This is a genomic window from Clostridium paraputrificum AGR2156 (genome assembly GCF_000424025.1).
Lineage (GTDB): Bacteria > Bacillota > Clostridia > Clostridiales > Clostridiaceae > Clostridium > Clostridium paraputrificum.
This window is the reverse complement of the sequence record NZ_AUJC01000001.1, coordinates 112,656-136,272: the sequence shown is the minus strand read 5'-3', so window position 1 is coordinate 136,272 and position 23,617 is coordinate 112,656. Positions and strand designations below refer to the sequence as shown.

The window sequence follows — 23,617 nt, the reverse complement described above, 5'->3', positions numbered from 1 at the left end:
TTATTATTTAAATAATTGGGGGCATAAAAATGAATATAAAAGAGTTATTTGAGAACAAAAAGGTGGTATTCTCCTTTGAGATATTTCCACCCAAAACAACATCATCAATAGAAACAATTTATAAGACTTTAGATTCATTAAAGGGACTTAGTCCAGATTATATGAGTATTACTTTTGGGGCAGGTGGAAGTGTACAAGATAATAGAACAATTGAACTTTCATCATTAGTGAAAAATAAATATGGAATAGAGGCAGTAGCTCATCTTACTTGTATAAGTTCTACTAAAAATGAAATAGAGTATTATTTAGAAAAGCTTAAAGAAAATAATATAGAAAACATTCTTGGACTTAGAGGGGATGTACCAGCAGATGGAAAGATTATTGGGGAATTTAATCATGCTAATGAACTTATAGACTTTATAAACCAAAAGGGGAAGTTTAATATAGCAGCTGCATGTTATCCAGAAGGACATATAGAGCATAAAGGGTTATATAGAGAAATAGAAAGCATGAAGAGAAAAGAAGAAGCTGGAGCATCTTATTTTATTTCTCAGTTATTTTTTGATAATAATCTATTCTATAATTTTAAGGATGAAGTTCGTGCAGCCAATATAAAACTTCCTATTGAAGCTGGAATAATGCCTGTTACAAATAAGAAGCAAATAGAAAGAATGGTAGCCTTAAGTGGTGCATCATTTCCAGATAAATTCAAAAGAATAATAGAGAGGTATGAGCATAATCCAGAAGCATTAAGGGATGCTGGTATAGCTTATGCAGTAGAACAAATAGTAGATTTGGTATCAACAGGTGTAGAAGGAATACATTTATATGTAATGAATAATCCTTACGTTGCAGAAAAAATTTCAGGTAGCGTAGGAAGAATAATAGAATCAATTAATAAAGTGGAATTAGTTTAGGAGGAACTTAAGAATGAATAAAGTAGAAAGTTTTGAATTAGACCATAGAAAAGTACAAGCTCCTTATGTTAGAAAATGTTGTTTGTTAGATGGAAAAATGGGAGATAAGGTTACTAAGTTTGATCTTAGATTTTTACAACCTAATAAAGAAGCTTTTGGTACAGCTGCAATGCATGGATTAGAACATTTATTAGCACATACATTAAGAGAAAAGCTTGAAGGTATTATAGATTTATCTCCAATGGGATGTAGAACAGGTTTTTATTTAAGTATATGGGGAGATAGGGAACCAACAGAAATTAAGGAAGCATTAGAAGCTACACTTAAGGATATATTAAATGCTAAAGAAATGCCAGCTGCAAATGAAATACAATGTGGTAATTATAGAGACCTATCCCTATTTGGAGCAAAGGAATATGCAAAAGAAGCTTTAGAAAGAGGATTTTCTTTAAATATTTATGGAGAATAAAATAGGAAAACTAGAAATACCTAAGGATGAAGTCCTTAGATATTTAGGTTATAGGTCTCAGCTAATAGATGAAAAATTAGATGAATTAATAAATTTAACCATAGAAGAAAGTAAGACCTTAATAGCTCCAAGATTCATTACATCTAGGTGTAAAGTGAGTTTAGTAGAGAATGGAGTAAAGTTATTAGGGACAAGTGTTATTTTAACTGGAAATGATATAAAAGAGCATTTAAAAGATTCTAAAGAATGTGTATTAATGGGGGTTACAATAGGTGGAAATATTGAAAAGAGGATTAACCTATATGGCAAAACTAATTTAACTAAGTCTTTAATATTAGACTCTTGTGCTACTACAGCAGTAGAAGAGATATGCGATAAGGTAGAGGATTATATAAAGAGTGAAGCAATAGGCAATGGAGAGTTCATAACCTTTAGATATAGCCCGGGATATGGAGATTTATCATTAGATGTTCAAAAAGATATAATAAATATACTAAAGTCAGAGAAAACTATAGGATTAACAGTTTCGACTCATAACTTATTAATGCCAAGGAAGTCTGTAACAGCTATTATTGGATTAATTCCAAAGAATAAAGAAGTCAAGAAAAAAGGCTGTGAGGTTTGCAAGAATTATGAAAATTGTAGCTTTAGAAAAGAGGGGATTGTTTGTGAAAGTTAAGAAATATTTAGAAGATAATATACTAGTTTTTGATGGGGCTATGGGTACTATGCTTCAAAAAAAGGGATTAAAGCTTGGGGAAAATCCAGAACTATTTAATATAAAAGAGAAAGATAAAGTAAGAGAGATACATGAAGAATATCTAAATTCAGGTGCTATGGTTATTACAACTAATACCTTTGGGGCAAATGAAATAAAGCTTGAAGAAACAGGATATTCTGTAGAAGAGATAGTAGATGCTGCTGTATCTATAGCAAAAGAAGCTAGAGGAAATAGTGAAGCTTATATAGCATTAGATGTTGGACCAATAGGGCAACTACTTGAACCAATGGGAACATTGAGCTTTGATGAAGCTTATGAAATATTTAAAAGACAAGTAGTGCAAGGGGAAAAGTCAGGAGCAGATATTATTCTAATAGAAACTATGACTGATTTATATGAAGCAAAAGCAGCATTACTTGCTTCAAAAGAAAATACTAGTCTTCCTGTATTTTGTACAATGTCTTTTGAGGAGAATGGAAGGACATTTACGGGTTGTACACCAGAAAGTATGGTTATGGTTCTAGAGGGGCTAGGAGCAGATGCCATAGGAATAAATTGTTCTTTAGGGCCTAAGGAACTATTACCAATAGTAAAAAGGATAAAGAAGTGGACTAATCTTCCTATAATGACTCAACCTAATGCAGGACTTCCAACAATATCATTTGGTGAAGCTATTTATGATATTTCAGCTAAGGATTTTTCTACTTGGGTAAAGGAATTTATTAAAGAAGGAGTAAGTATAATTGGTGGATGCTGTGGTACTACTCCAGGGTTTATTAAAGAATTAAGGGAGTTAGCAGATAATAATAAAAGAGTTAAAAGGGAAAAGGTTGCTTATTCAGCAGTATGTACACCTTCTAAGGTGATAGAAATAAAAGGGGTAAAGGTAATTGGGGAAAGGATTAACCCAACAGGTAAGAAGTTATTTAAAGAAGCTTTAAAGAATAATGATATGGATTATATTTTAAAGCAAGCCATAGATCAAGTTGAGGCAGGGGCAGAGATTCTAGATGTAAATGTAGGACTACCAGAAATAGATGAGAAAGATATGATGAAGAGGGTAGTAAAGGAAATACAAGGAATAATAGATACTCCACTTCAAATAGATTCATCGGACATAAATGCAATAGAAGTTGGACTTAGAGCTTATAATGGAAAGGCAATAGTAAACTCAGTAAATGGTGAAGATGAGGTTCTAGAAAAGATACTTCCATTAGTTAAAAAGTATGGGGCTAACGTTGTAGGTCTTACTTTGGATAAAAAAGGAATTCCTCCTACAGCTGAAGAGAGATTTAAAATAGCAGAAAAGATAGTAATGAAAGCTAAGGAATATGGAATAGTTAAAAGTAATGTGTTCATAGATTGCTTGGTTCTTACAGCATCAGCACAGCAGGCAGAAGTTAAAGAAACTCTTAAGGCATTAAGAATGGTTAAGGAAAGATTAGGAGTAAAAACATTACTTGGTGTTTCTAATATATCATTTGGATTACCTTGCAGAGAATTAATTAATGAAACATTTCTTTCCTTAGCTTTAGGTTATGGGTTAGATTTGCCTATAATGAATCCTAACAGTAGAGGGATGATGGACGTAATTAACTCTTATAATGTTCTTTATAACTATGATAAGGGAGCTGAGAAATATATTTCCCTTTATGGTAGTGGAAAAGTAGAAAGGGGAGTGGTTACAACTGAGATTATTAAAAAGGAAGATTATACAGTTAATAAGGATTTAAGGTATATTGTAATAAAAGGTCTTAAAGAAGAGGCGTCCATTGCAACAAGAGAGCTTCTAGAAACCATGGAGGAACTTGAAGTTGTAAATAATATGCTTATTCCTGCTTTAGATGAGGTAGGACAAAAGTATGAAAAGGGTGAGATTTTCTTACCACAGCTTATACAATCAGCAGAAACAGTAAAGAATGCTTTTGAGGTTATAAAGGAAAAATTAAGTGGTAAAAAGGAAAAGAATATTTCAAAGGGAAGAATTATTTTAGCTACTGTAAAGGGAGATATTCATGATATAGGTAAAAATATAGTTAAGGTTATTCTTCAGAATTACGGATATGATATTTTAGATTTAGGTAAGGATGTACCTATAGAAAGTGTAGTTAAAACTGCTATGGATGAAGATATACAATTAGTTGGTTTAAGTGCTTTAATGACAACTACAATTAAAAGCATGGAAGAGACTATAAAAGCTTTAAAGGGTGCAGGCTATAAAGGTAAGGTATTTGTAGGAGGAGCAGTATTAACTAAGGAATATGCTGATATGATAGGTGCAGACTACTATTCAAAAGATGCTAAAGAAGCAGTTGAAATTGCTAAAGAATTTTTTAAAAGTTGATAAGGAAAAAATATAACAAAAACAATAGGGAGAGGAAGAAACTGCTTTTGGTAGTTTCTTTTCTTAATCATAAACAACTTCCCAGTTAGGAGAATTATATGCATCAAAACACATCTTTATTTGTTCTTGAGATGTTCGACTTACAGATAATTCAGGAATTTCATTTAAAGCAAAGTATCTGCAATCAGATATTTCTATGTTTGGAGAAAACTCTCCATTAATAATGGAGCATAAAATAAATATCTTACATACACCATAAGCAAATGGAGGAAGATTATGTTTATTTCTATCATGAATACCTATAAGCTTTTCAGCTTTAATGTTTAATCCTGCTTCTTCAAATACTTCTTTAATAATATTTTCTTTAATAGATTTATTAACATCTAACCATCCACCAGGTAAAGTCCATTTCTCATCAGATATTTCTTTCACTAATAATATTTTATTATTTTTAAAAATAGCAGCTCTAGTATCAACTTTTGATGTTTGATATCCAGTTTCATTACAGAATAAATCTTTTACTTTATCTAAACTCAATTCTGATTTTTTACTCATTATTTCTGCTGATATTTCTCTTATTCTTTGAAATCGTTCAATATCAAATTTATCTTTAGAATATTCTAGGCCTGCTTGAGCAATCGATTGGAGTTCTATTGCAATATCCACTAAATGATCTTTCATAATATATCTCCTTTTTATGAGGTACTTATTTCTATTATAGACTACGATTTATATAAATATAAAGTAAGAAAAAAGTAAAAATTACTAAAAGTTTCTTTGTAAATGTTTAATGTAGTTTACAAGAGTAAATATATAGTGTAAACTGGTGTATATACACTAGAAGGGGGATATAAAAAATGAGAAATAAAACAAAACAAATGATTTATGCAGCATTACTTATAGCTCTAGCAATTATAATACCGGTAATATTTAGTGGTATAAAAATAATAATAGGACCTTTTACAGCAACACCAGCATCACATTTACCAATGTTTGTTGCTATGATGATTTCACCGATGGTTGCTATTGTAGTTGGAATAGGGTCAACAATTGGATTTTTATTAACAGGTACAATAATGCCAGTTGTATTTAGAGCAGCAACACATATTTTAGTTGGATATGTTGGGGCATTAATAATTAAGAAAAAGAAGAATTATAAATTGGCAACTATTGTAACTGCACCTATTCATGGAATAGCAGAAGCACTTGTTGTTATTCCTTTTGTAGGATTTGATCTATACTATTTAATTGTAATTACTTGTATTGGTACTATAGCACATCATTTATTTGATAGCGTATTATCATATGCCGTAATAAAGGGTGTAAGCAGAGCAAGAAGATGTAATATATATGATACATTTGGGGAATTTAATAACACTGCAGAAATATAGACTAGTAAGGCACTAGGTAAAAAGTGGTAATAAAAATAATAATTTTTATTACCACTTTTTTTAGTTAACTATAAAGATATTTTCTTAACGCATGTTATTCCTAAAGCTCCAGGTCCAACATGACAACATATACTCATTGGAAGCACATCATTATAAACATCATGTTCTGGAAATGCCTGTTTAACTGTTTCATTCCACTTATTACCTTGTTCAAGATCACCTGAGTAAGCTGTCTGAATTAAATAATCAGTTCCTTTGAATCTATTTTCTATATCATTTTTTATTGCTTCTATCATTGCTTTTTGAGCACTTTTTAAGCCCCTTACTTTCTTATATGTATCTAGCTTTCCACCATCAATTAGTAAAACTGGCTTTATATTAAACATACTTCCTAAAGCAGCTACAGCAGGGGTAATACGACCGCCTTTTTCTAAATATTTTAATGTATCAACTGTAACATAGATTATAGATTCTAAAGCTTCTTTTTCTAAAATTTCTTGTATCTCTTTTGCAGATAGCCCTTTCTCTATAAGATATAAAGCATCTAAAATAGATTGCCTAAATGTAACTGATATTCTTTTGTTATCAACTACTAAAACTTTTCCCTCATAATCGCTAGAAAGTATTCTAGCAGTTTCCATAGAGCTACTTAATCCACTTGACATAGGAATATGTAAAATATAATCATAATCTTTCAATAGGTTGTCCCAAAGTTCTATTACTGTTCCAGGTGAAGGTTGAGAGGTTGATATATTTTCATCATCTTCTAGTTTTTTAAAAAACTCTTCTTGAGATAATGTTATTCCTTCATAATATGTATTTTTATTTATAAAAAATGGCATTGCTATTAAGTAAATACCTAATTCTTTTGCTTCTTCTTGAGTTATTCCACTATTTGTGTCAGTTACAATTGCTATTTTATTTTTCATGCCTTCCCTCCAATCCAGAGCAATGCTCTGTTTTAAAATATTATAGGATAGTTTTAACTTGCTTGTCAATTTGATATAAAGTATAATCGAAAAATAAGAGGTGAAAATTATGCGTAGAAACAGTTATAAATGTACGTCTGATACAAAAGAAAAGCTCTTGTCAGCTACTATAAAGTTGGTTAAAGAAAAGGGAGTTAAAAATACAACCATTCGTGATATTTGTAAGAATTCAGGAGTTTCTAATGGAGCATTTTATCATTATTATAATAGTAAAGAGGAATTATTAAAGGATACATATTACCAAATTGACAAGCTAGTTACACCAGATTTTATTAAATCATGTAATGATATGGAGATAATGCATGGACTGTATGAAATTTTAAAAATATATGTACTCTTTATTGTAAATGAGGCTGGGATACTAGTTAAGGAATATCATAAAGTCTTGTTAGATGGGGTAAATATTTCTGTTTTTGATCCTAAACGCCCATATTATCAAGCAATAAAGGAACAGCTTAATCGTTGTATTGATGAAGGGGTTATATCATCAGGGTATACCTTGGAATATTTAACAAACTATTGCATTAGATTTTTACGTGGGCTTATTTTTGACTGGGGAATTCACAATGGAGATTATAATTTGTTAGAACAATTTGAAATGGATTTTAAAACTATAATGGCAGGCGTATTAATAAATGAATATTAAATTTAAGAAACTGGAAACATCTGGTTTCTTTTTTGTTTTATAAGATGTAAAGTATAGGTAAATACGTATTAGAGAGTTATATTATTATTGGTAAGGGGGATAAACATGGGGATTTTGATATATTTAGTAGGTGGATGCATTGTGGTATTATTTGCTTATGTAGTCATTAGAGAAGCAGTAAGAGATGGAATTTATGGTGCTTATAAGAAAATAGAAAAAGATAAAAACAAATAAAAGAAATTAATAGTAAATTGTAAAAGGCTCTGATTATAGGGCTTTTTATAGTCTATAATTAAATATATAAATAAAATATGAGGTAAGAACTTATGAATATAAATTTATTAGAAGAAAAGAAGATACTTAAAGAAAAAAGAGACATAATAAAATTTGAATTAGAGAAAAAGAGGTCTGATGCTTTAAATATAGAAAACAAGCTTAATAATTTAAGAAAAGAAACTAAGGGAAAGTATGATGTAGAAAAAGAGGCAGTAGAGAAAATAAGTGAGGTTTTATCTAAGGATGTTGATAGCTATAAAAGCGCTTTAGAAGCACCTTACTTTGGTAGAGTAGACTTTAGAGAATATAGGGGATTAACAGAAAAAATTTATATTGGAAAGCAGGGAATTAATAATAGTCAAAATGGAGATGAAATAGTAGTAGATTGGAGAGCCCCCGTAGCAGATTTATATTATAGTGGAACAGGGGGAGAGGCTTATTATAAAGCCCCTAGTGGAATAATAGAGGGGAAACTTAAGCTTAAAAGAAAATTTCTTTTTGAAGATGGAGATATAAAGAAAATCTTTGATGAAGGAATAAATAAGCTTATGATAAATGGAGAAGAAGGAGAAGAGTTAGTAGATAAATTCCTTAAGATTAATCTTGAAACCAGTAGAGGTAAGAAGCTTAAGGAAGTAGTTGCAACTATTCAAAAGGAGCAAAATGATGTTATTAGATGGCCAAAGAATTTACCTATAATAGTTCAAGGATCAGCAGGATCAGGAAAGACAACAATAGCACTTCATAGACTAGCTTATTTAATTTATAGATATAAGGAAAAAATGAGTGGTAATGAAATATTAGTTTTGGCACCTAATAAGCTATTTTTAGATTATATTTCAGATATTTTACCATCATTAGGAGCAACTGAGGTAAATCAAAATACCTTCGAAGAGCTTATATTATCAAAACTTAAATTGAAGGGGAAAATCTATAATAAAGATGAAAAGCTTAAGGATTTAATGGAGGAAAAGGATGAGGAGAGAAGGCTAAATATTTCAAATTCATCCAAAGTTAAAGGAAGCCTTTTATTTAAAACTATTCTTGATAGATATATTGCTTTAGTTGAGGGAAGCTCTGTGGAAATAGATGATATAAAGATAGATGATTATGTTCTGTTTTCTAGAAAAGAAATTGCAAGGTTGTATTTAAAAGACTTAAAGTCATATCCAATTAATAAGAGGAAAGATGAGATTAAGAGATATTTAAATCTTAAATTAAAAGAAAAGATAGAAGAATTAACATTAAGAGTTGATAGAGAATGGGATGTAAAAATAAAAGAATTTAAGATGAATTTAAAAGACTCTCAAGAAAGAAGAGAGGGGCTTATTAAACTTTATGATAAAAGAGATGAAATGAAAAATAATATAAAGTCTAATTCTAAAAAAGAATTTAATAACTATTTCAAAAATTGGAGAGGAATAAATCCAAAGGATATATACTATAACTTTTTTAATGATGAAATATTATTTGATATCTCTATTGACGGAAAAGTACCTGAAGAATTAGCAAGATTTATGAAAAATGAGATTAATAAAAATTATGAAAGTAATATTATAGATGAGGATGATTTAGCACCACTTTTATATATAAGAATGATTTTAGAGGGGATAGATGAAAAAGAGAAGTTCCAACATATTGTGGTAGATGAAGCTCAAGATTACAGTCCTCTTCAAATATATTTAATAAATAAATTATCTAGAGGCAATTCATTAACTTTAGTTGGAGATTTAGCACAGGGAATTTATTATTACAAGGGGATAAACAAATGGGAAGACATAACAGAAGGTTTATTTAAAGGAAATGCAACTTATATACAATTAACACAAAGCTATAGATCAACGGTAGAAATTATTGATTTTGCTTCCGGAGCTTTAAAAGCACAAAAACTTGGGCTAAAAAATTCAATGCCAGTGTTAAGGCATGGTGATGTTCCAAAAGTAATAGAGGTAGAAAGCATTAATGAATATTCAGAGGTAATAGATAATATAGTGGAAGCGGTAAGAGGAAATGGTAAGAGGAGTATAGCTATAATTACAAAAAATAGTCATGATGCATTAAAATTATTTAAAAAGTTAAAAACTAAAAGTCCTTTTACTTTAATAAAGGGAAAAGAGAAAAAGTTAGAAGATGAGTTAATTATAATTCCTTCATATCTTACTAAGGGATTAGAATTTGATTGTACAATAATTTTAGATCCAAGTGAAAAAAGCTATGTTGACAATATTTTAGACAAAAGATTGTTGTATGTATCTTTAACGAGGGCTCTTCACTATGAATATATAATAAAACTTAATAGAATTACATTTATGATTAAAGAGAATAATAATTAAATATGAGTTAATAAAGTAAATTGTTTGTTGATAATATTGTAACAAAGTCAGGATGGGAGTATAATAAAATTAATGTTATAAGATAATAATTATTAGGAGGGAACAAAATGCCAGCAGTTAACTTAAAAGATAATATACATTGGATTGGTGTTAAGGATGCAGAACTAAGAATCTTTGATATTATTATGGAGACTAAGAGAGGAACAACTTATAATTCATATGTTATTGATGATGAGAAGGTTGCTGTAGTTGATATTTGCAAGAATGGTTTTTATGAAGATTTTAAAGAAAAGTTAAAGGATGTAATTGGAGAAAGAAATGTTGATTATATAGTAGTTCAACATACAGAATTAGATCATAGCGGATCTTTAACTAAGCTTTTAGATGATTATCCAGAAGCTACAGTTTTAGGAACAAAAGCTGCTATTAATTATTTAAAAGAAATTTTAAATAAGCCTTTTAATTTTAGAGAAGTTAGTGAAGATATATCTTTAGGAAAGACGACGTTACAATTTATAAAAGCTCCTAATTTACATTGGCCAGATACTATGTTTACCTATGTAAAGGAGAATAAGTTCTTATTTACATGTGACTTTACTGGGTGTCATTATTGTCCAGAAGGTACAGTTTTAGAAGTTGGTGGAGATGACTACTTAGCTGAAATGAAGTACTACTTTGATTGTATTATGGGACCATTTAAGCCTTTTGTTTTAAAAGCTCTTGATAAGATTAAGGACTTAGATATAGAAATGATAGGAACAAGCCATGGACCAATTCATAAAGGAGAAGATATAAAGAAATATTTAGATTTATATAGAGAATGGTCAACAGAGGAACCTATAGATTCTAAGAAAGTTGAAATATTCTATATTTCTGCTTATGGAAATACAGAAGCAATGGCCAAGTATATTAGTGAAAAACTTAACGAAAAAGGATATAAGGCTGGAGTTCATGAAATAACTTCAATGAAAATTGAAGATTGTATTGAATTAGTTGAAAAGTCAAAAGGATTCATGGTAGGATCACCTACAATAAATGCGGATGCAGTTAAGCCAGCTTGGGATTTACTATCACTTGTTAATCCAATAGTAAATAGAGGAACAGTAGCTATGGCATTTGGTTCTTACGGATGGGGTGGTAACGCAGTTCCAATGCTTACAGATAGAATGAAGTCTTTAGGATTAAAGGTTGTAGATCCAGGATTTAGATTTAAATTTGTACCAGCTGAAAAAGAGTATAAAGAAGCTGACGAGATGATTGAAAAGTTTATAGAGAATATGTAGCAGAGACTGCCCTATGGCAGTTTCTTTTTAATTTATAGAGAAGCATATTAGTTAATTTATTCATTTTCTATTTAACTTACCATATGTTTATAATATAATACAATGGATATAATAACTTTTGTAAAGCGAGGTATAAAAAATGGAAGATAGAGAAATAATGTCTTTTAGAGATGAAGATGGAAATAAAGTTGATTTTGAAGCGGTAGCTAGAATATATGTAAAAGAGCAAGAATATTTATTATTAGCGCCTTTAGATGAAGAAAGTGAAGATGTATTTATCTTTAGAGTTGATAATGTAGATGGAAAAGAAGAACTCAATCTTGTAGAAGATGATGAAGAGTTCTTAGCAGTAAAAAAAGAATATAAAAAATTATTATATTAATAAGGGGAGAGTTTTACTATGCAAACAACAGAAATAATAGAATTTTTAGAGGAAAATGGATTATCTGAAATTGAAGAAATTAAAATAGAAGATAATTTTGTGGTTTTAAAATTTTATTATGATTTTGATAAAGATGAAATACTTGCAGCAAGAGCATATGCTAATGAAGAAAGTGATTTAGAAGAAGAGAGCGATGAATGGTATCGTGATTGGTATTTATCATATTTATCTGATATTGCTAAAGATAATGTTGAAGGCATTGTAGAGGATTTAGGAGATGAGCTTGAATTTTCAAGTAAGATAAAAGAAGTTGAAATTGATGTTAATAATGCAGACTATATGAAGTTTGTTGCTATCTTGTGTTCAGAGGATTTTGAGGAAGATTTGGAAGAAACTTTAAACGATTACTTATAGTAAATAATTTCTATTGAAATGAAAAAAAAGTGTGCTATAATAGAGTCATAAGAAATCCTGAGATGTGCGCCTAGCTTATCATATTCAACCTACATATGATAAACGGGATTTGCAACAGTTTTTATGGATGTCGGGCTTCATTTAATTCACAATTTTGTGGCAGAAGATGGCAAAAGTAGAGTGAGCTTAACCCACCTGCGAGGAGCAGGTCTGAATATATAAGCAAACGGCATGTTGGGACTTAGTATTGACTTTAAATACCTCAATAATTTTATTATTGAGGTATTTTTTATTCATTTATTATTTAGATATTTAGGCCGTTAATCTTCGAGGTTCAAAGTATTTTTTATGTTTCCTCTTATACCTTATGTAAATGTAATGCTGATAGAGTGCTACGTGCTTGTCCAACTTTTGAGATAAGAGAATACAAATTCTATTAGTTGGGGAAAGGAACTTTAATAATATATTTAAAAATAATTTTTCGCGTTTAATTATTTTTGATAGCTTATGTACTTTCATAATATCACCTCTTTTTCCAAAATTCGTAAGTTTTCCTTATTTATTATTATAACATGCCCCGAAAAAATGTAAAATTATTTCATGCAACATTAAGTGACAAGAATTAACAAAAGTAAATTAGCAAAGGTTTTCTTAAAGAAGAATTAACTAGTATCTACAATAATAAAAGTATTTTAAATACGAAATTTGGCGAAAATATTAATAGGAAATAACAGAAAGTAAGATAAAGTTAAGAAATATTAACCTTGTGAAAGGTTGATAATATAGAGAATTATAGGTAAAATAAGCTTAAGAAGTAACAAAGGAGTTGTAGTAATGGATATAGATTCAATGAAAATAGAAGAAGTAATAGAACACATAAATATGCTTTATAAAAAGAGCCAAGAAGAAGGTTTGTCAGATAAGGAAAAGGAAATCCAACAAAAGCTTAGAAGAAGATATATTGATAATGTTAAAAGGAATTTTAGAGTACAATTAGATGGGATAGAACTTAATAAAAAATAAAGGGTGATGGGGATTGTCAGTAACAGTTGAAAAACTAATTAAAGATTTTGACTTAGAGGTTTTAGTAGAAGGAAAACCTAATGAGCTTATAACCGTAAACGATATAAATAGGCCAGGGCTTCAACTTGCGGGATTTTATAATTATTTTGCGCCTGAAAGATTACAGGTAATAGGCAAGGCTGAATGGAGCTTTTTAGATGATATGCAAGTTGAGTTTAGGAAGAAAAGACTAAATAAGTATTTTACATTTCCTATGCATTGCATAATTATGTCTAGAGGTCTTGAACCGCATGAAGAGTTAATTAATGCTGCAAATAAGAAAAATATATGGGTGCTTAGAAGTGATTTGGTTACTACAAAGCTTATGAGTAATTTAACTATCTATTTATCAGATAAGCTAGCACCAGAAACACGTCTTCATGGGGTTTTAGTAGATGTATCAGGTATTGGTATATTAATTACTGGAGAAAGTGGTATAGGTAAGAGTGAAACAGCGTTAGAGTTAATTAAAAGAGGACATAGATTGGTTACAGATGATGCTGTTGATATAAAAGAAATTGATGGGGAACTAATAGGATCATCTCCAAGTATAACTAGAGGTATGTTAGAGGTTAGAGGAATTGGAATTATAGATGTACCAGCTCTTTATGGTATAAGTTCTATTCTTCTAAAGAAAACAATAACTTTAGTAATGCATTTTGAACATTGGAAAGATGATAATGATTATGATAGATTAGGAAATAACTTTGATTATATGGATATATTAGGTGTACCAGTTAGAAAGTTAACTGTACCAGTAAGACCAGGTAGAAATATTGCTGTAATTATTGAAGCAGCAGCAGTAAACTATAGATATTCATTAATGTCTAATGTTTCTGCTGTAGATATAATAGAAAGCAGAATGAATTTAGTTAGCGATAAGTAATAAGTTTATCCCTATCTTTCAATATAAAAATTGAGGATAAGGGATAAACTATTTCTATATATTAAAGGAGGCTATAAAGTATGAGCAAAAATGAAAAATGCGCATGGGAAAAATATGACGAACAAGGTATAAAGGAGATATTTGATTTTAATGAAGGATATAAGAACTTTATGTCCCTATGCAAAACAGAAAGAGAATGTGTAAAGGAAACTATTAGAATAGCTGAAGAAAATGGCTATAAGAATTTAGATGATGTTATTAAAAATGGTGAAGCTTTAAAGGCTGGAGATAAGGTTTATGCAAATAATATGGATAAAGCTATAGCTTTATTTATAGTTGGTGAAAGACCTATGGAAGATGGAATGAAGATTTTAGGGGCACATATAGATTCTCCAAGATTAGATTTAAAGCAAAATCCATTATATGAAGATACTGACCTTGCCCTTTTAGAAACACATTATTATGGTGGCATAAAGAAATATCAATGGGTTACATTACCTTTAGCTATACATGGGGTAGTGTGTAAGAAGGATGGAACTAAGGTTGATATAGTTATTGGTGAAGATGATAATGATCCTGTAATAGGAATATCAGACCTTCTAGTTCATTTAGCACAAACTCAACAAGAAAAGAAGGCTAACAAGGTAATTGAAGGTGAAGATTTAAATGTACTTGTTGGAAGTATTCCATTAAAGGGAGAAGAAAAGGATGCTGTTAAGGCTAATATCTTAAAGATATTAAATGATAAGTATGGAATAGAAGAAGAAGATTTCTTATCAGCAGAACTTGAAATTGTACCAGCTGGTAAGGCAAGAGATTATGGTATTGATAGAAGTATGGTTATGGCATATGGTCATGATGATAGAGTATGTTCATACTCTTCACTTATGGCAATGCTAAAAGTTGATAAAATAGATAAAACTTGTGTTTGTCTTTTAGTTGATAAAGAAGAAATAGGCAGTGTTGGTGCTACAGGAATGCAATCTAAATTCTTTGAAAATACTGTTGCAGAAGTTATGGATAGAGTAGGAGATTATTCTGATATAAAACTTAGAAGAGCATTAAAGAATTCTAAGATGTTATCTTCAGATGTTAGTGCTGCTTTTGATCCTAATTATCCATCAGTAATGGAAAAGAAGAACTCTGCTTATTTTGGTAAGGGATTAGTATTCAATAAGTATACAGGTTCTAGAGGTAAGGGAGGATGTAATGATGCTAATCCAGAGTTCATAGCAGAGCTTAGAGCTATTATGGATAAGCATGATGTTGCATTCCAAACAGCTGAATTAGGAAAGGTTGACCAAGGAGGCGGTGGAACAATCGCTTATATCTTAGCTAATTACAATATGGAAGTTATAGATTGTGGTGTTGCTCTTCACAACATGCATGCTCCTTGGGAAGTTGCTAGTAAGGTTGATATATATGAAGCTATGAAAGGTTATTACGCTTTCTTATTAGAGGCTTAATTACAAAGAAACTGCTCAAATTTGAGTAGTTTCTTTTTTGGTTAAAAATTATAGGTGGTATTTTAGATAAGCTTGACAAAAGAATAAATTTAAAGATAGACTAATATAGTAATATATGGTTTTAATATAGAAAATTAAAAGGGAATGTGGTTAGAATCCACAACAGCCCCCGCTACTGTAAAGGATACGAAATCTCAAAGATCACTGAATTTATTTTGGGAAGATGAGAAAGTAGGGTTGAAGCCTTGAGTCAGGAGACCTGCCATATATTAATATCACAAATTTATTTCGGCGGGAGATAAAGTGTGGTGGAAGCAAGAGCATAGTGTAATGAGTACTATGTATTTTTGTGATGCTACTACAAGGACTCCCAATAAGGAGTCCTTTCTTTATTTTCTTCCAAGAAAGAGGAGGAGAAGAAATGAAAAAACTATTATCAAAAGTAATAGCAGTGATATTTGTATTTACAATGTTATTTGCATTACCAACACAAAGGATAAGTGCAGCAGAAAAAGTGGATTATAATAATGCACTTAATACAACTATACAAAAGTATATAGAAAAATTTAAAAATGGATTCTCAAGCAATATAACATGGGATTCATGGGCAATTATAGGACTAGCTAGATCAGATAAAGAAGTTCCAAAGGAGATTTTTGATACTTATTACAGCAAGGTAGAGGCATTTGTTCAAGATAAAATATCAAACAATCAAAAAATGTCAGGTGGAGATTTAGCAAAACTAATTTTATCAGTATCAGCTATTGGACAAGATCCTAGAAATGTAGCCGGAAATGACTTAATAGATATAGTATGGCATCAAGATGGAATTTTAAATGAATACTATACATCATTAGCATACGTGTTAATAGCTGTAGATTCTAAAAATTATCAAGAACCTAAAGATGCCTTAAATACAAGAGATAAGATGATAGAGGCGCTATTATCTTATGAATTAGATAATGGTGGATTTGGATGGGGAACACCTGAACCAGATAGTACTGCAATGGTATTACAAGCTTTAGTAAAACATCAAGATAGGGAAGATGTAAAAAAGACAATGAATAGGTCATTAGTAATTCTATCAGAGCTACAAACAGAGACCGGTGGATATGTTTCATGGGGAAATGAGAATTCAAATAGTGTAGCTCAAGTTATTACATTCTTAACTGCTTTAGGAGAAAATCCAACTACATCAGAAGCATTTGTAAAGGGTGAAAATAATCTACTTGGTAATTTAATAACCTTCTACACCGGTAATGGAGAGTTTAAGTATATTCATTCAGATAGTGGAGCAAATGGAATGGCAACAGAGCAAGCTTTATATTCATTAGCTTCTTATGATAGGTTAGTAAATGGAAAAACTTCTTTATATGATATGACAGATGTTATTAGTACGACAGATTATTTAAATATTGTTAAGGAAGTTAATTCAAGAATTGAAACTTTACCAGGGATAGAAGCAATTTCTTTGGATAATAAAGAAGAAGTAAATTCTATATTAGCTAAGTTTAATTCATTACCAGAAGAATATAAGATACAAGTTATTGGAAAAAGTAAACTAAATTCTGCATCATCAAAGATAGCTGAAATACAAGATACTATAAATACAATTAATAGTGACATTTGGGATAAAATTAATCCTGAAAATGTATCCTTAGAAAATAAAAAGGATGTTTTAGACATTATCAGTAGATACGAAGCTTTAAGTGATAAAGATAAGAAATATATTGTTGGATATGATGAAGTTTTAGCAGCAAAGGCTAAGATTGAAGCATTAGAAAAAGTAGAAGTTGAAAACAAGGAAGAAGGAAAAGAAGGTAACTCTTCATATTCAGAAGTTGTACAAACTGGAGATACTTCGAACTTTGGCTATTTATTTGCAGTCTTAATATTAAGTGGAGCAGTAATGATTTATAGCAAGAAGAAGGAAGTAAAAGAGGCTTAGAATATGAAAAAATACTGGAAGAGTATTCTAATATGTATTTGTTTAGCAGTAGCTGTTTTTATTGGAGTTAAAGGGTGTAAAATTGAAGTTCCTAAGGATAATACAACAGTAGAAAGTTCTGTTGAGAATAGTTCTGCTAATGAAGAAAAAGAATATTCTACAAAGGTCGAAGAAGGTAATAGCAATATAAAAACTGAAGATAAAGTGGGAGAAGAAAAAATTCCTTCTACATCACAGGTAAAAGATGAAGATAAAAAAGAACCCGAAAAGCCAAATCATATTATAACAGATAAAGGTGAAAGTACCGATATTGTAAAGGATGAGAAGAGGTATGTTACCATTTCTATTAGATGTGATACTATATTAAACAATATGGATAAGTTTAATATGGACAAAAAGGATTATATTAATAATGGTGTAATATTATCATCAACTAAGATAGAGCTAGCGGAAAGTGATAAGACAGTATTTGATATTTTATATAGGGTGACTAGGGGAAAAAGGATACCTATAGATTATAGTGGAAATAAGGAGAGCGCCTATATAAAAGGTATTAATCATATATATGAGTTTGATTGTGGCAAGCAAAGTGGCTGGATGTATAGGATTAATGGAATTTTTCCTAACTATGGAGTAGGACACTACAAATTAAATGGTGGAGAGAATATAGAGGTTTTATATACTTGTGATTTAGGATATGACATAGGTGGAGGATATTAAGATTTGAAAGGAGAAATCAGGATGAAAGATACATTTTTAACATATCATCCAATAATTAATTTTACTTATTTAATAGGGGTGATATTGCTTTCAATGTTTTTTATGCATCCTGTTTTTCTCATAATATCTTTAATTAGTTCTATACTGTATTCAATAAAACTTAAAGGTGTAAAGGCATTAAGATTTGATTTGTTATATATGCTTCCTACGCTTTTATTTTTTGTAGTTATAAATGTATTATTAAATCATAGAGGAGCTACAATACTTCTTTACATAAATGATAAAGCACTTACTTTAGAAGGGATAATTTATGCTGTATGTTCATCAGTTATGTTTATATCAGTTATAATCTGGTTTAGTTGTTATAACAAAATAATGACATCAGATAAGTTTATATATTTATTTGGAAGGGTTATTCCATCAGCATCTCTTATATTTTCCATGGTTTTAAGGTTTGTACCAAGAATTAAAGAACAAATAAAGGTAATATCAAATGGACAGAAGTCAATGGGGAGAGATGTTACTCAGGGAAACCTATTTCAAAGGATTAGAAGTGGTATGAACATATTATCAATATTAGTTACCTGGATATTGGAAGATTCAATAGATACAGCAGATTCAATGAATGCTAGAGGATATGGACTAAATGGAAGGACAAGTTTTTCAATATATAGACTTGATAAGAGAGATAAGATTATTTTGTTAATAATAGTTTTGTTTATAGGAATAGTTTTAGTTGGAGGAATAGCAGGGGTAAATAGAGTGGTATTTTTTCCAACTATAAAATTAGCAAGGATAAGCAAGCTTAGTATAATATCTTATGTAGCTTATGGATTATTATGCTTAATACCAATAATTTTAGATGCGTTGGAGGAATTAAAATGGAAATTATTAAAATAGAAGATTTAAGTTTCTCATATTCGACTCAAGAAAAAAAAGCTCTTAAAAAAGTAAACTTAATAATAGAAGAGGGAGATTTTATTGTTGTATGCGGCAAGTCAGGATGTGGAAAGAGTACTTTACTAAGACATTTTAAAACTCCATTAACACCTCATGGTAGTAGACAAGGAAATATATTATATAAAGGTCAAGTTTTAGAATATGTGGACAACAGAACCCAAGCATCAGAAATAGGTTTTGTACTTCAAGATCCAGAAGGACAAATAGTAACAGATAAGGTATGGCATGAATTAGCTTTTGGGCTAGAAAGTCTAGGATATGACAATGAAACAATAAGATTAAAAGTTTCAGAGATGGCAAGCTATTTCGGAATACAAGAGTGGTTTATGAGGGAAGTAACAGAATTATCGGGGGGACAAAAACAGATATTAAATTTAGCTTCTATTATGGCGATGAATCCTAAGGTTTTAGTTTTAGATGAACCTACTTCACAATTGGATCCAATTGCATCATCAGAATTTTTAGAAACTTTAAAGAAAATAAATAATGATTTGGGAGTTACAATAATTATTTCGGAACATAGATTAGAAGAGGTGTTTCCTATGGTAGATAAGGTAGTCGTTATGGAAGATGGAGAAATTATAGCTTATGATGAGCCATCTGATATAGGAAATGTTATTACATCTTTATTACCAGTTCCAATGAGGGTAGCAATATCTTTAGGTGAAAAAAGAGGTTTACCTATTACAGTTAGAGAAGGCAGAAGATATCTTGATAGTTTATTTAAAGGAAAAGACTTAAGATATAAATCCTTGAATAAAATTTCTAAAAGAAGAGAAGATTCAGTATTAGAAATTAAAGATATATGGTTTAAGTATGATAAGAAGGGTGAAGATATTTTAAAAGGCCTGTCTTTTGAAGTATATGATGGAGAGATATTTTCTATAGTTGGAGGTAATGGGACAGGAAAAAGTACAACTTTATCAGTTATTAGTGGTTTGAATAAACCTTATAGGGGAAAGGTGATACTTAAAGGAAAAGAAATTAATAAGTATTCTTGTAGGGAGTTATTTAATAAAAACCTATCAGTACTTCCACAGAATCCTAAGTCTATCTTTGTAAAGAGTACAGTTAAATTAGATTTAGAAGAAACTTTGCTTTATGAGAATATTAATAAGTTAGAATTAAATAAAAAGATAAAAGAAGTATCAGAGTTGGTTGGTATAGAACATCTTTTTGATATGCATCCTTATGATTTGAGTGGAGGAGAAAAACAGAAGGTAGCCTTAGCAAAGATATTACTTTTAGAACCTAAAATTCTTTTGTTAGATGAGCCTACAAAGGGATTAGATAACTATTACAAGATAAAGTTAGGGAACATATTAAAGGAGTTAAATAAAAATGGAACCACAATAATAATGGTTACTCACGACATCGAATTTGCAGCTATGTATTCAGATAGATGTGGAATGTTTTTTAACGGTAATATGACTTCAATTAGTGAAACAAAAAAATTTCTTAGGAATAATAATTTTTATACTACTTTTGGAAATAAAATGAGTAGACACTTATTTGATGATGCAATAACCTGTGAGGATGTGGTTAAGTTATGCAAAATGAATCTAGAGTAAAGAAGAAAAAATTAATAAGCACATTAATAATTTTAGTTCTAATACCAACAACAATCTTATTTGGAAAGATTGCGTTAGGAGATAGAAGATATTATTTTATAAGTTTACTAGTAATTATATATACTATGATTCCATTCTTTATGCTGTTTGAAAAAAGAAAACCTAAAGCAAGGGAAATCATACTTATATCTTCACTATCAGCAATTGGAGTTGCAGGGAGAATGATATTCTTTATGACACCACATTTTAAGCCTGTAATGGCAATAGTAATTATTACTGGAGTTGCTCTAGGACGTGAGGCAGGATTCTTAACAGGTGCAATTACTGCATTTGTATCTAATTTTTTCTTTGGACAAGGACCTTGGACACCATGGCAAATGTTTTCTTTTGGGTTAGTGGGATTTTTGAGTGGAGTGATATTCAGTAAAGAAATAATAAAGCCAAAGAGAATAATATTATGTATTTTTGGTGGATTATCAACTTTTTTTATATATGGTTTTATAATGAATACAAGTTCTGTATTTATGATGAACAGCCATATTTCATTTGCTACATTAACTGCTTTTATACTATCAGGTGTTCCGGTTGATGCAATTCATGCGTTATCAACAGTTATTTTTTTATATCTTATTTCAGAGCCTATGATAGAAAAATTAAGTAGAATAAAGGTTAAACATGGATTACTAGATAATATAGAGAGTAGAGTTATAAGTTAAATAATTTAAACTTATGTAACAGTCTCCTCCTACTTTACATATAATATAAGTGTAAAAGGGGGTGCTACTATATGGATTTATCCCGTTTTAAAAACTATGGATTATGGGTTTCAATATTTGCGTTAATTCCTTTAGTTTTACAAGGTTTTGGGGTTAATATACTACCAGGTAATTACGAAGAAATAGTTGTTGCCTTACTGGGTGTATTGGTTATGGCTGGAATATTAAATAACCCTACTTCTGAAAATACAGGTTATTTAGATGATAAAACAAAAGAAGAAATACCAGAAAAAACAAATGATAAGACAGAAGAATAGCTATTAAAATAAAGCTGATTAAAATTAATAAGGGGAGAGAAATTGCCAAGCAATTTCTCTTTTTTCCTAGAAGTTAAATGGGGAATTAGATTTTTATAATTTCTTTACCTTTAGTACAAAGGAAATAAATATCCACTCTACCTTTTTAAAAATTTTTTGTTATTTAATTGATTCTAGCCATTGCTCATGATATTTATTAAATAATTCATTTATAGCTTCACCAATTTTGCTATATTGTTCATCCTTTAAATTAGCTAAGGATACACGAATTGACCACTTTGGACCATCAAATCCTTCACCATTCAATAGTATAATATGATATTTTTCAGCAAGGTCAAATAGAAATTCTAATGGATTTCTTTCTTCCTTAAGATAATTAGCAAAGTCCATTCCATATCTTAAATTTGCCCACACTAATAAATCATATTCATTATAATAACAAGCACTATGGATATCACTTTTTTTCATTGGTAAATCAATTAAATGATCATAAACTAGTTTTTTACGTTTTGTACAAATATCTATGGTTTGCTTTTTGTAGGTATCATCTTTGTCCAATAAAGCAAATAAACAAAATAGTGCCATTTGAACTTGTTGAGGAGTAGAAAGACCAGCAGTATGATTTAAAGCAACTTGTCTGCTATCAGCAACAATTCTATCAATAAAGGATATTGACTCAGGCTTTGGAGTTAATGAACTATATCTATTTTTTAAATCATCTTTATCTTCCTGAGGTAGTTCATGAATTAGCTTATTAAATACATTTTCTTTTGCAAGAGCAATAACACCCAGTCTCCAACCTGTAACTCCAAAGTATTTAGAGAAGGAGTAAACACCTAAGGTATTATAAGGTAATGTAATCATAAATGATTTAAAATTTTCAACAAAAGTACCATATACGTCATCTGTAACAATCATTAAATTAGAATTCTTTTCTTTTACTATATTTTGAATGTATTTCATAGATTTTTCATCAATTGCTACAGAAGGAGGGTTACTAGGATTAACTACACATAAAAGTTTTATATTAGGATCAGCTAGTTTATCTAATTCTGAAGAAGGGTATTGCCATGTATGACGGCCTTCTTCATTTAACTCACATGCATGAATTTCTGTAACATTAAAGTCATATCTAGAGAGATGAGGGATTTCTAGATATGGAGTGAAAATAGGAACCATTAAAGCAATATTATCATGTTTTTTTAAAAGGTGATTTGCCATAAGTGAATCGAATATATAGCACATAGCAGCAGTGCCACCTTCAACAGCAAAAAGATCATGACTAGCTTTATCAGGAATATTTCCTCCCATTTCTTTAATTAGGTAATTGTGGACTACTTTCTCTACTCTTAAGAGCATTCTATCTGGAACAGGATAGTTATCTCCAATAATTCCATCTACTAATTCAAATACCCAAGAGTCAGAATCAAATCCATATTCTCTTATTCCATAATCCACAGCTTCTTCTAATAGCTCAATACCAGGAGCATTTGTATTAGAGTTACAAAAGGCTTTAAAACGTTTATAAATATTAGGTTTTTCAGGCATTCCTGCTAGGTCCCCATCACACCAGGTTTTTCGTGTTTCTTCAACGCTAAAATATCCTAAGGTAAAAAAAGCATCTCTAGGAGTAGAAGCAGTCCAATTAGGATTTCCTCTACCAGCATTAAGGAAAATTTTAACTCCTTTTTTTTCATTAGAATTAGCAAGGTTTATTAGTTTATTCTTTAATTCAAAAGGACTTAGGTTTTTAACTTCTTCAAGTAATTTTTTATCCAAGGTGTTCACCCCTTATTTAATTTACAT

The 23,617-nt window shown here is 30.1% G+C and carries 23 protein-coding genes, 1 other RNA gene and 1 riboswitch; of the genes, 21 read left to right on the top strand and 3 right to left on the bottom strand.

Translation table 11 applies throughout. The annotated features are described in order from the left end of the window. The first annotated feature begins 29 nt into the window (after positions 1-29). From metF to G594_RS0100605, 4 genes are read left to right on the top strand one after another with little or no spacing between them, the layout of a single operon-like run. A complete protein-coding gene (gene metF, locus G594_RS0100620; protein ID WP_027096777.1) occupies positions 30-917 on the top strand; it encodes a methylenetetrahydrofolate reductase [NAD(P)H] in 888 nt (295 codons plus the stop codon). A 13-nt stretch (positions 918-930) separates the two neighbouring features. Continuing rightward, positions 931-1,386, top strand: a complete 456-nt coding sequence (locus G594_RS0100615; protein ID WP_027096776.1) for an S-ribosylhomocysteine lyase — start codon at positions 931-933, stop codon at positions 1,384-1,386. Next, positions 1,376-2,065 carry a vitamin B12 dependent-methionine synthase activation domain-containing protein gene (locus tag G594_RS0100610; protein ID WP_027096775.1) on the top strand — a complete coding sequence of 230 codons (690 nt, stop codon included), beginning with the start codon at positions 1,376-1,378 and terminating at the stop codon, positions 2,063-2,065. The genes G594_RS0100615 and G594_RS0100610 overlap by 11 nt, the downstream gene beginning before the upstream one ends. Beyond that, positions 2,019-4,451 (top strand): homocysteine S-methyltransferase family protein, encoded by a 2,433-nt coding sequence (locus G594_RS0100605; RefSeq protein ID WP_207737652.1) that lies wholly within the window; start codon positions 2,019-2,021, stop codon positions 4,449-4,451. The genes G594_RS0100610 and G594_RS0100605 overlap by 47 nt, the downstream gene beginning before the upstream one ends. 63 nt (positions 4,452-4,514) lie before the next feature. Here the strand turns inward: G594_RS0100605 and G594_RS0100600 are convergent, their stop codons facing one another. Continuing rightward, a complete protein-coding gene (locus G594_RS0100600; protein ID WP_027096773.1) occupies positions 4,515-5,132 on the bottom strand; it encodes an NUDIX hydrolase N-terminal domain-containing protein in 618 nt (205 codons plus the stop codon). A gap of 176 nt (positions 5,133-5,308) precedes the next feature. Here G594_RS0100600 and G594_RS0100595 point away from each other — a divergent pair, with 176 nt between their 5' ends. Further along, on the top strand, positions 5,309-5,842 hold the full coding sequence (locus G594_RS0100595) for a membrane protein (RefSeq protein WP_027096772.1): 534 nt from the start codon (positions 5,309-5,311) through the stop codon (positions 5,840-5,842). A gap of 68 nt (positions 5,843-5,910) precedes the next feature. On the opposite strand, the gene G594_RS0100590 is transcribed toward G594_RS0100595, so the two are convergent. Beyond that, positions 5,911-6,771: a DegV family protein gene (locus G594_RS0100590; RefSeq protein ID WP_034865786.1), complete on the bottom strand. Its 861-nt coding sequence runs from the start codon at positions 6,769-6,771 to the stop codon at positions 5,911-5,913. A gap of 109 nt (positions 6,772-6,880) precedes the next feature. On the opposite strand from G594_RS0100590, the gene G594_RS19435 reads away from it, so the two are divergent. From G594_RS19435 to G594_RS0100515, 16 genes are all read left to right on the top strand, one after another. Continuing rightward, positions 6,881-7,477, top strand: coding sequence for a TetR/AcrR family transcriptional regulator (locus G594_RS19435; RefSeq protein WP_027096770.1), 597 nt, complete (start codon positions 6,881-6,883; stop codon positions 7,475-7,477). Between the two features lie 105 nt (positions 7,478-7,582). Beyond that, a complete protein-coding gene (locus tag G594_RS20470; protein WP_242829685.1) occupies positions 7,583-7,711 on the top strand; it encodes a DUF6019 family protein in 129 nt (42 codons plus the stop codon). Between the two features lie 92 nt (positions 7,712-7,803). Beyond that, positions 7,804-10,086, top strand: coding sequence for an RNA polymerase recycling motor HelD (helD, locus tag G594_RS0100575; protein ID WP_027096769.1), 2,283 nt, complete (start codon positions 7,804-7,806; stop codon positions 10,084-10,086). A gap of 107 nt (positions 10,087-10,193) precedes the next feature. Then, the gene (locus G594_RS0100570; protein WP_027096768.1) at positions 10,194-11,369 is read left to right on the top strand and encodes an FprA family A-type flavoprotein; all 1,176 of its coding nucleotides are present in this window, start codon (positions 10,194-10,196) and stop codon (positions 11,367-11,369) included. 139 nt (positions 11,370-11,508) lie between these two features. Next, entirely contained in the window at positions 11,509-11,751 is a 243-nt protein-coding gene (locus G594_RS0100565; protein WP_027096767.1) for a DUF1292 domain-containing protein, read from the top strand. Between the two features lie 18 nt (positions 11,752-11,769). Then, positions 11,770-12,165, top strand: coding sequence for a hypothetical protein (locus tag G594_RS0100560; protein WP_027096766.1), 396 nt, complete (start codon positions 11,770-11,772; stop codon positions 12,163-12,165). Positions 12,166-12,216: 51 nt separating this feature from the next. Next, positions 12,217-12,410: non-coding RNA, 6S RNA (ssrS, locus tag G594_RS19835), on the top strand. 589 nt (positions 12,411-12,999) lie between these two features. After that, positions 13,000-13,188 carry a DUF896 domain-containing protein gene (locus G594_RS0100555; protein ID WP_027096765.1) on the top strand — a complete coding sequence of 63 codons (189 nt, stop codon included), beginning with the start codon at positions 13,000-13,002 and terminating at the stop codon, positions 13,186-13,188. Positions 13,189-13,201: 13 nt separating this feature from the next. Then, entirely contained in the window at positions 13,202-14,113 is a 912-nt protein-coding gene (gene hprK, locus G594_RS0100550) for an HPr(Ser) kinase/phosphatase (RefSeq protein ID WP_027096764.1), read from the top strand. Between the two features lie 80 nt (positions 14,114-14,193). Beyond that, positions 14,194-15,579, top strand: coding sequence for an aminopeptidase (locus tag G594_RS0100545; RefSeq protein ID WP_027096763.1), 1,386 nt, complete (start codon positions 14,194-14,196; stop codon positions 15,577-15,579). Between the two features lie 99 nt (positions 15,580-15,678). Further along, positions 15,679-15,860, top strand: a riboswitch (cobalamin riboswitch). Positions 15,861-16,000: 140 nt separating this feature from the next. Beyond that, positions 16,001-17,527 (top strand): prenyltransferase/squalene oxidase repeat-containing protein, encoded by a 1,527-nt coding sequence (locus tag G594_RS0100540; RefSeq protein WP_027096762.1) that lies wholly within the window; start codon positions 16,001-16,003, stop codon positions 17,525-17,527. Between the two features lie 3 nt (positions 17,528-17,530). Next, entirely contained in the window at positions 17,531-18,247 is a 717-nt protein-coding gene (locus tag G594_RS19430) for a DUF4430 domain-containing protein (protein WP_051195861.1), read from the top strand. A 21-nt stretch (positions 18,248-18,268) separates the two neighbouring features. After that, the gene (locus tag G594_RS0100530) at positions 18,269-19,147 is read left to right on the top strand and encodes an energy-coupling factor transporter transmembrane component T (protein WP_027096761.1); all 879 of its coding nucleotides are present in this window, start codon (positions 18,269-18,271) and stop codon (positions 19,145-19,147) included. Beyond that, positions 19,129-20,778, top strand: coding sequence for an ABC transporter ATP-binding protein (locus tag G594_RS0100525; protein WP_027096760.1), 1,650 nt, complete (start codon positions 19,129-19,131; stop codon positions 20,776-20,778). Before G594_RS0100530 ends, G594_RS0100525 begins: the two co-directional genes overlap by 19 nt. Further along, complete coding sequence (locus G594_RS0100520; protein ID WP_027096759.1) at positions 20,757-21,494, top strand: ECF transporter S component; 738 nt, start codon at positions 20,757-20,759, stop codon at positions 21,492-21,494. The genes G594_RS0100525 and G594_RS0100520 overlap by 22 nt, the downstream gene beginning before the upstream one ends. Positions 21,495-21,565: 71 nt before the next feature. Then, positions 21,566-21,811 (top strand): holin, encoded by a 246-nt coding sequence (locus tag G594_RS0100515; protein ID WP_027096758.1) that lies wholly within the window; start codon positions 21,566-21,568, stop codon positions 21,809-21,811. Between the two features lie 159 nt (positions 21,812-21,970). On the opposite strand, the gene aspD is transcribed toward G594_RS0100515, so the two are convergent. Continuing rightward, positions 21,971-23,599, bottom strand: a complete 1,629-nt coding sequence (gene aspD, locus G594_RS0100510) for an aspartate 4-decarboxylase (RefSeq protein WP_027096757.1) — start codon at positions 23,597-23,599, stop codon at positions 21,971-21,973. Positions 23,600-23,617: the final 18 nt, after the last annotated feature.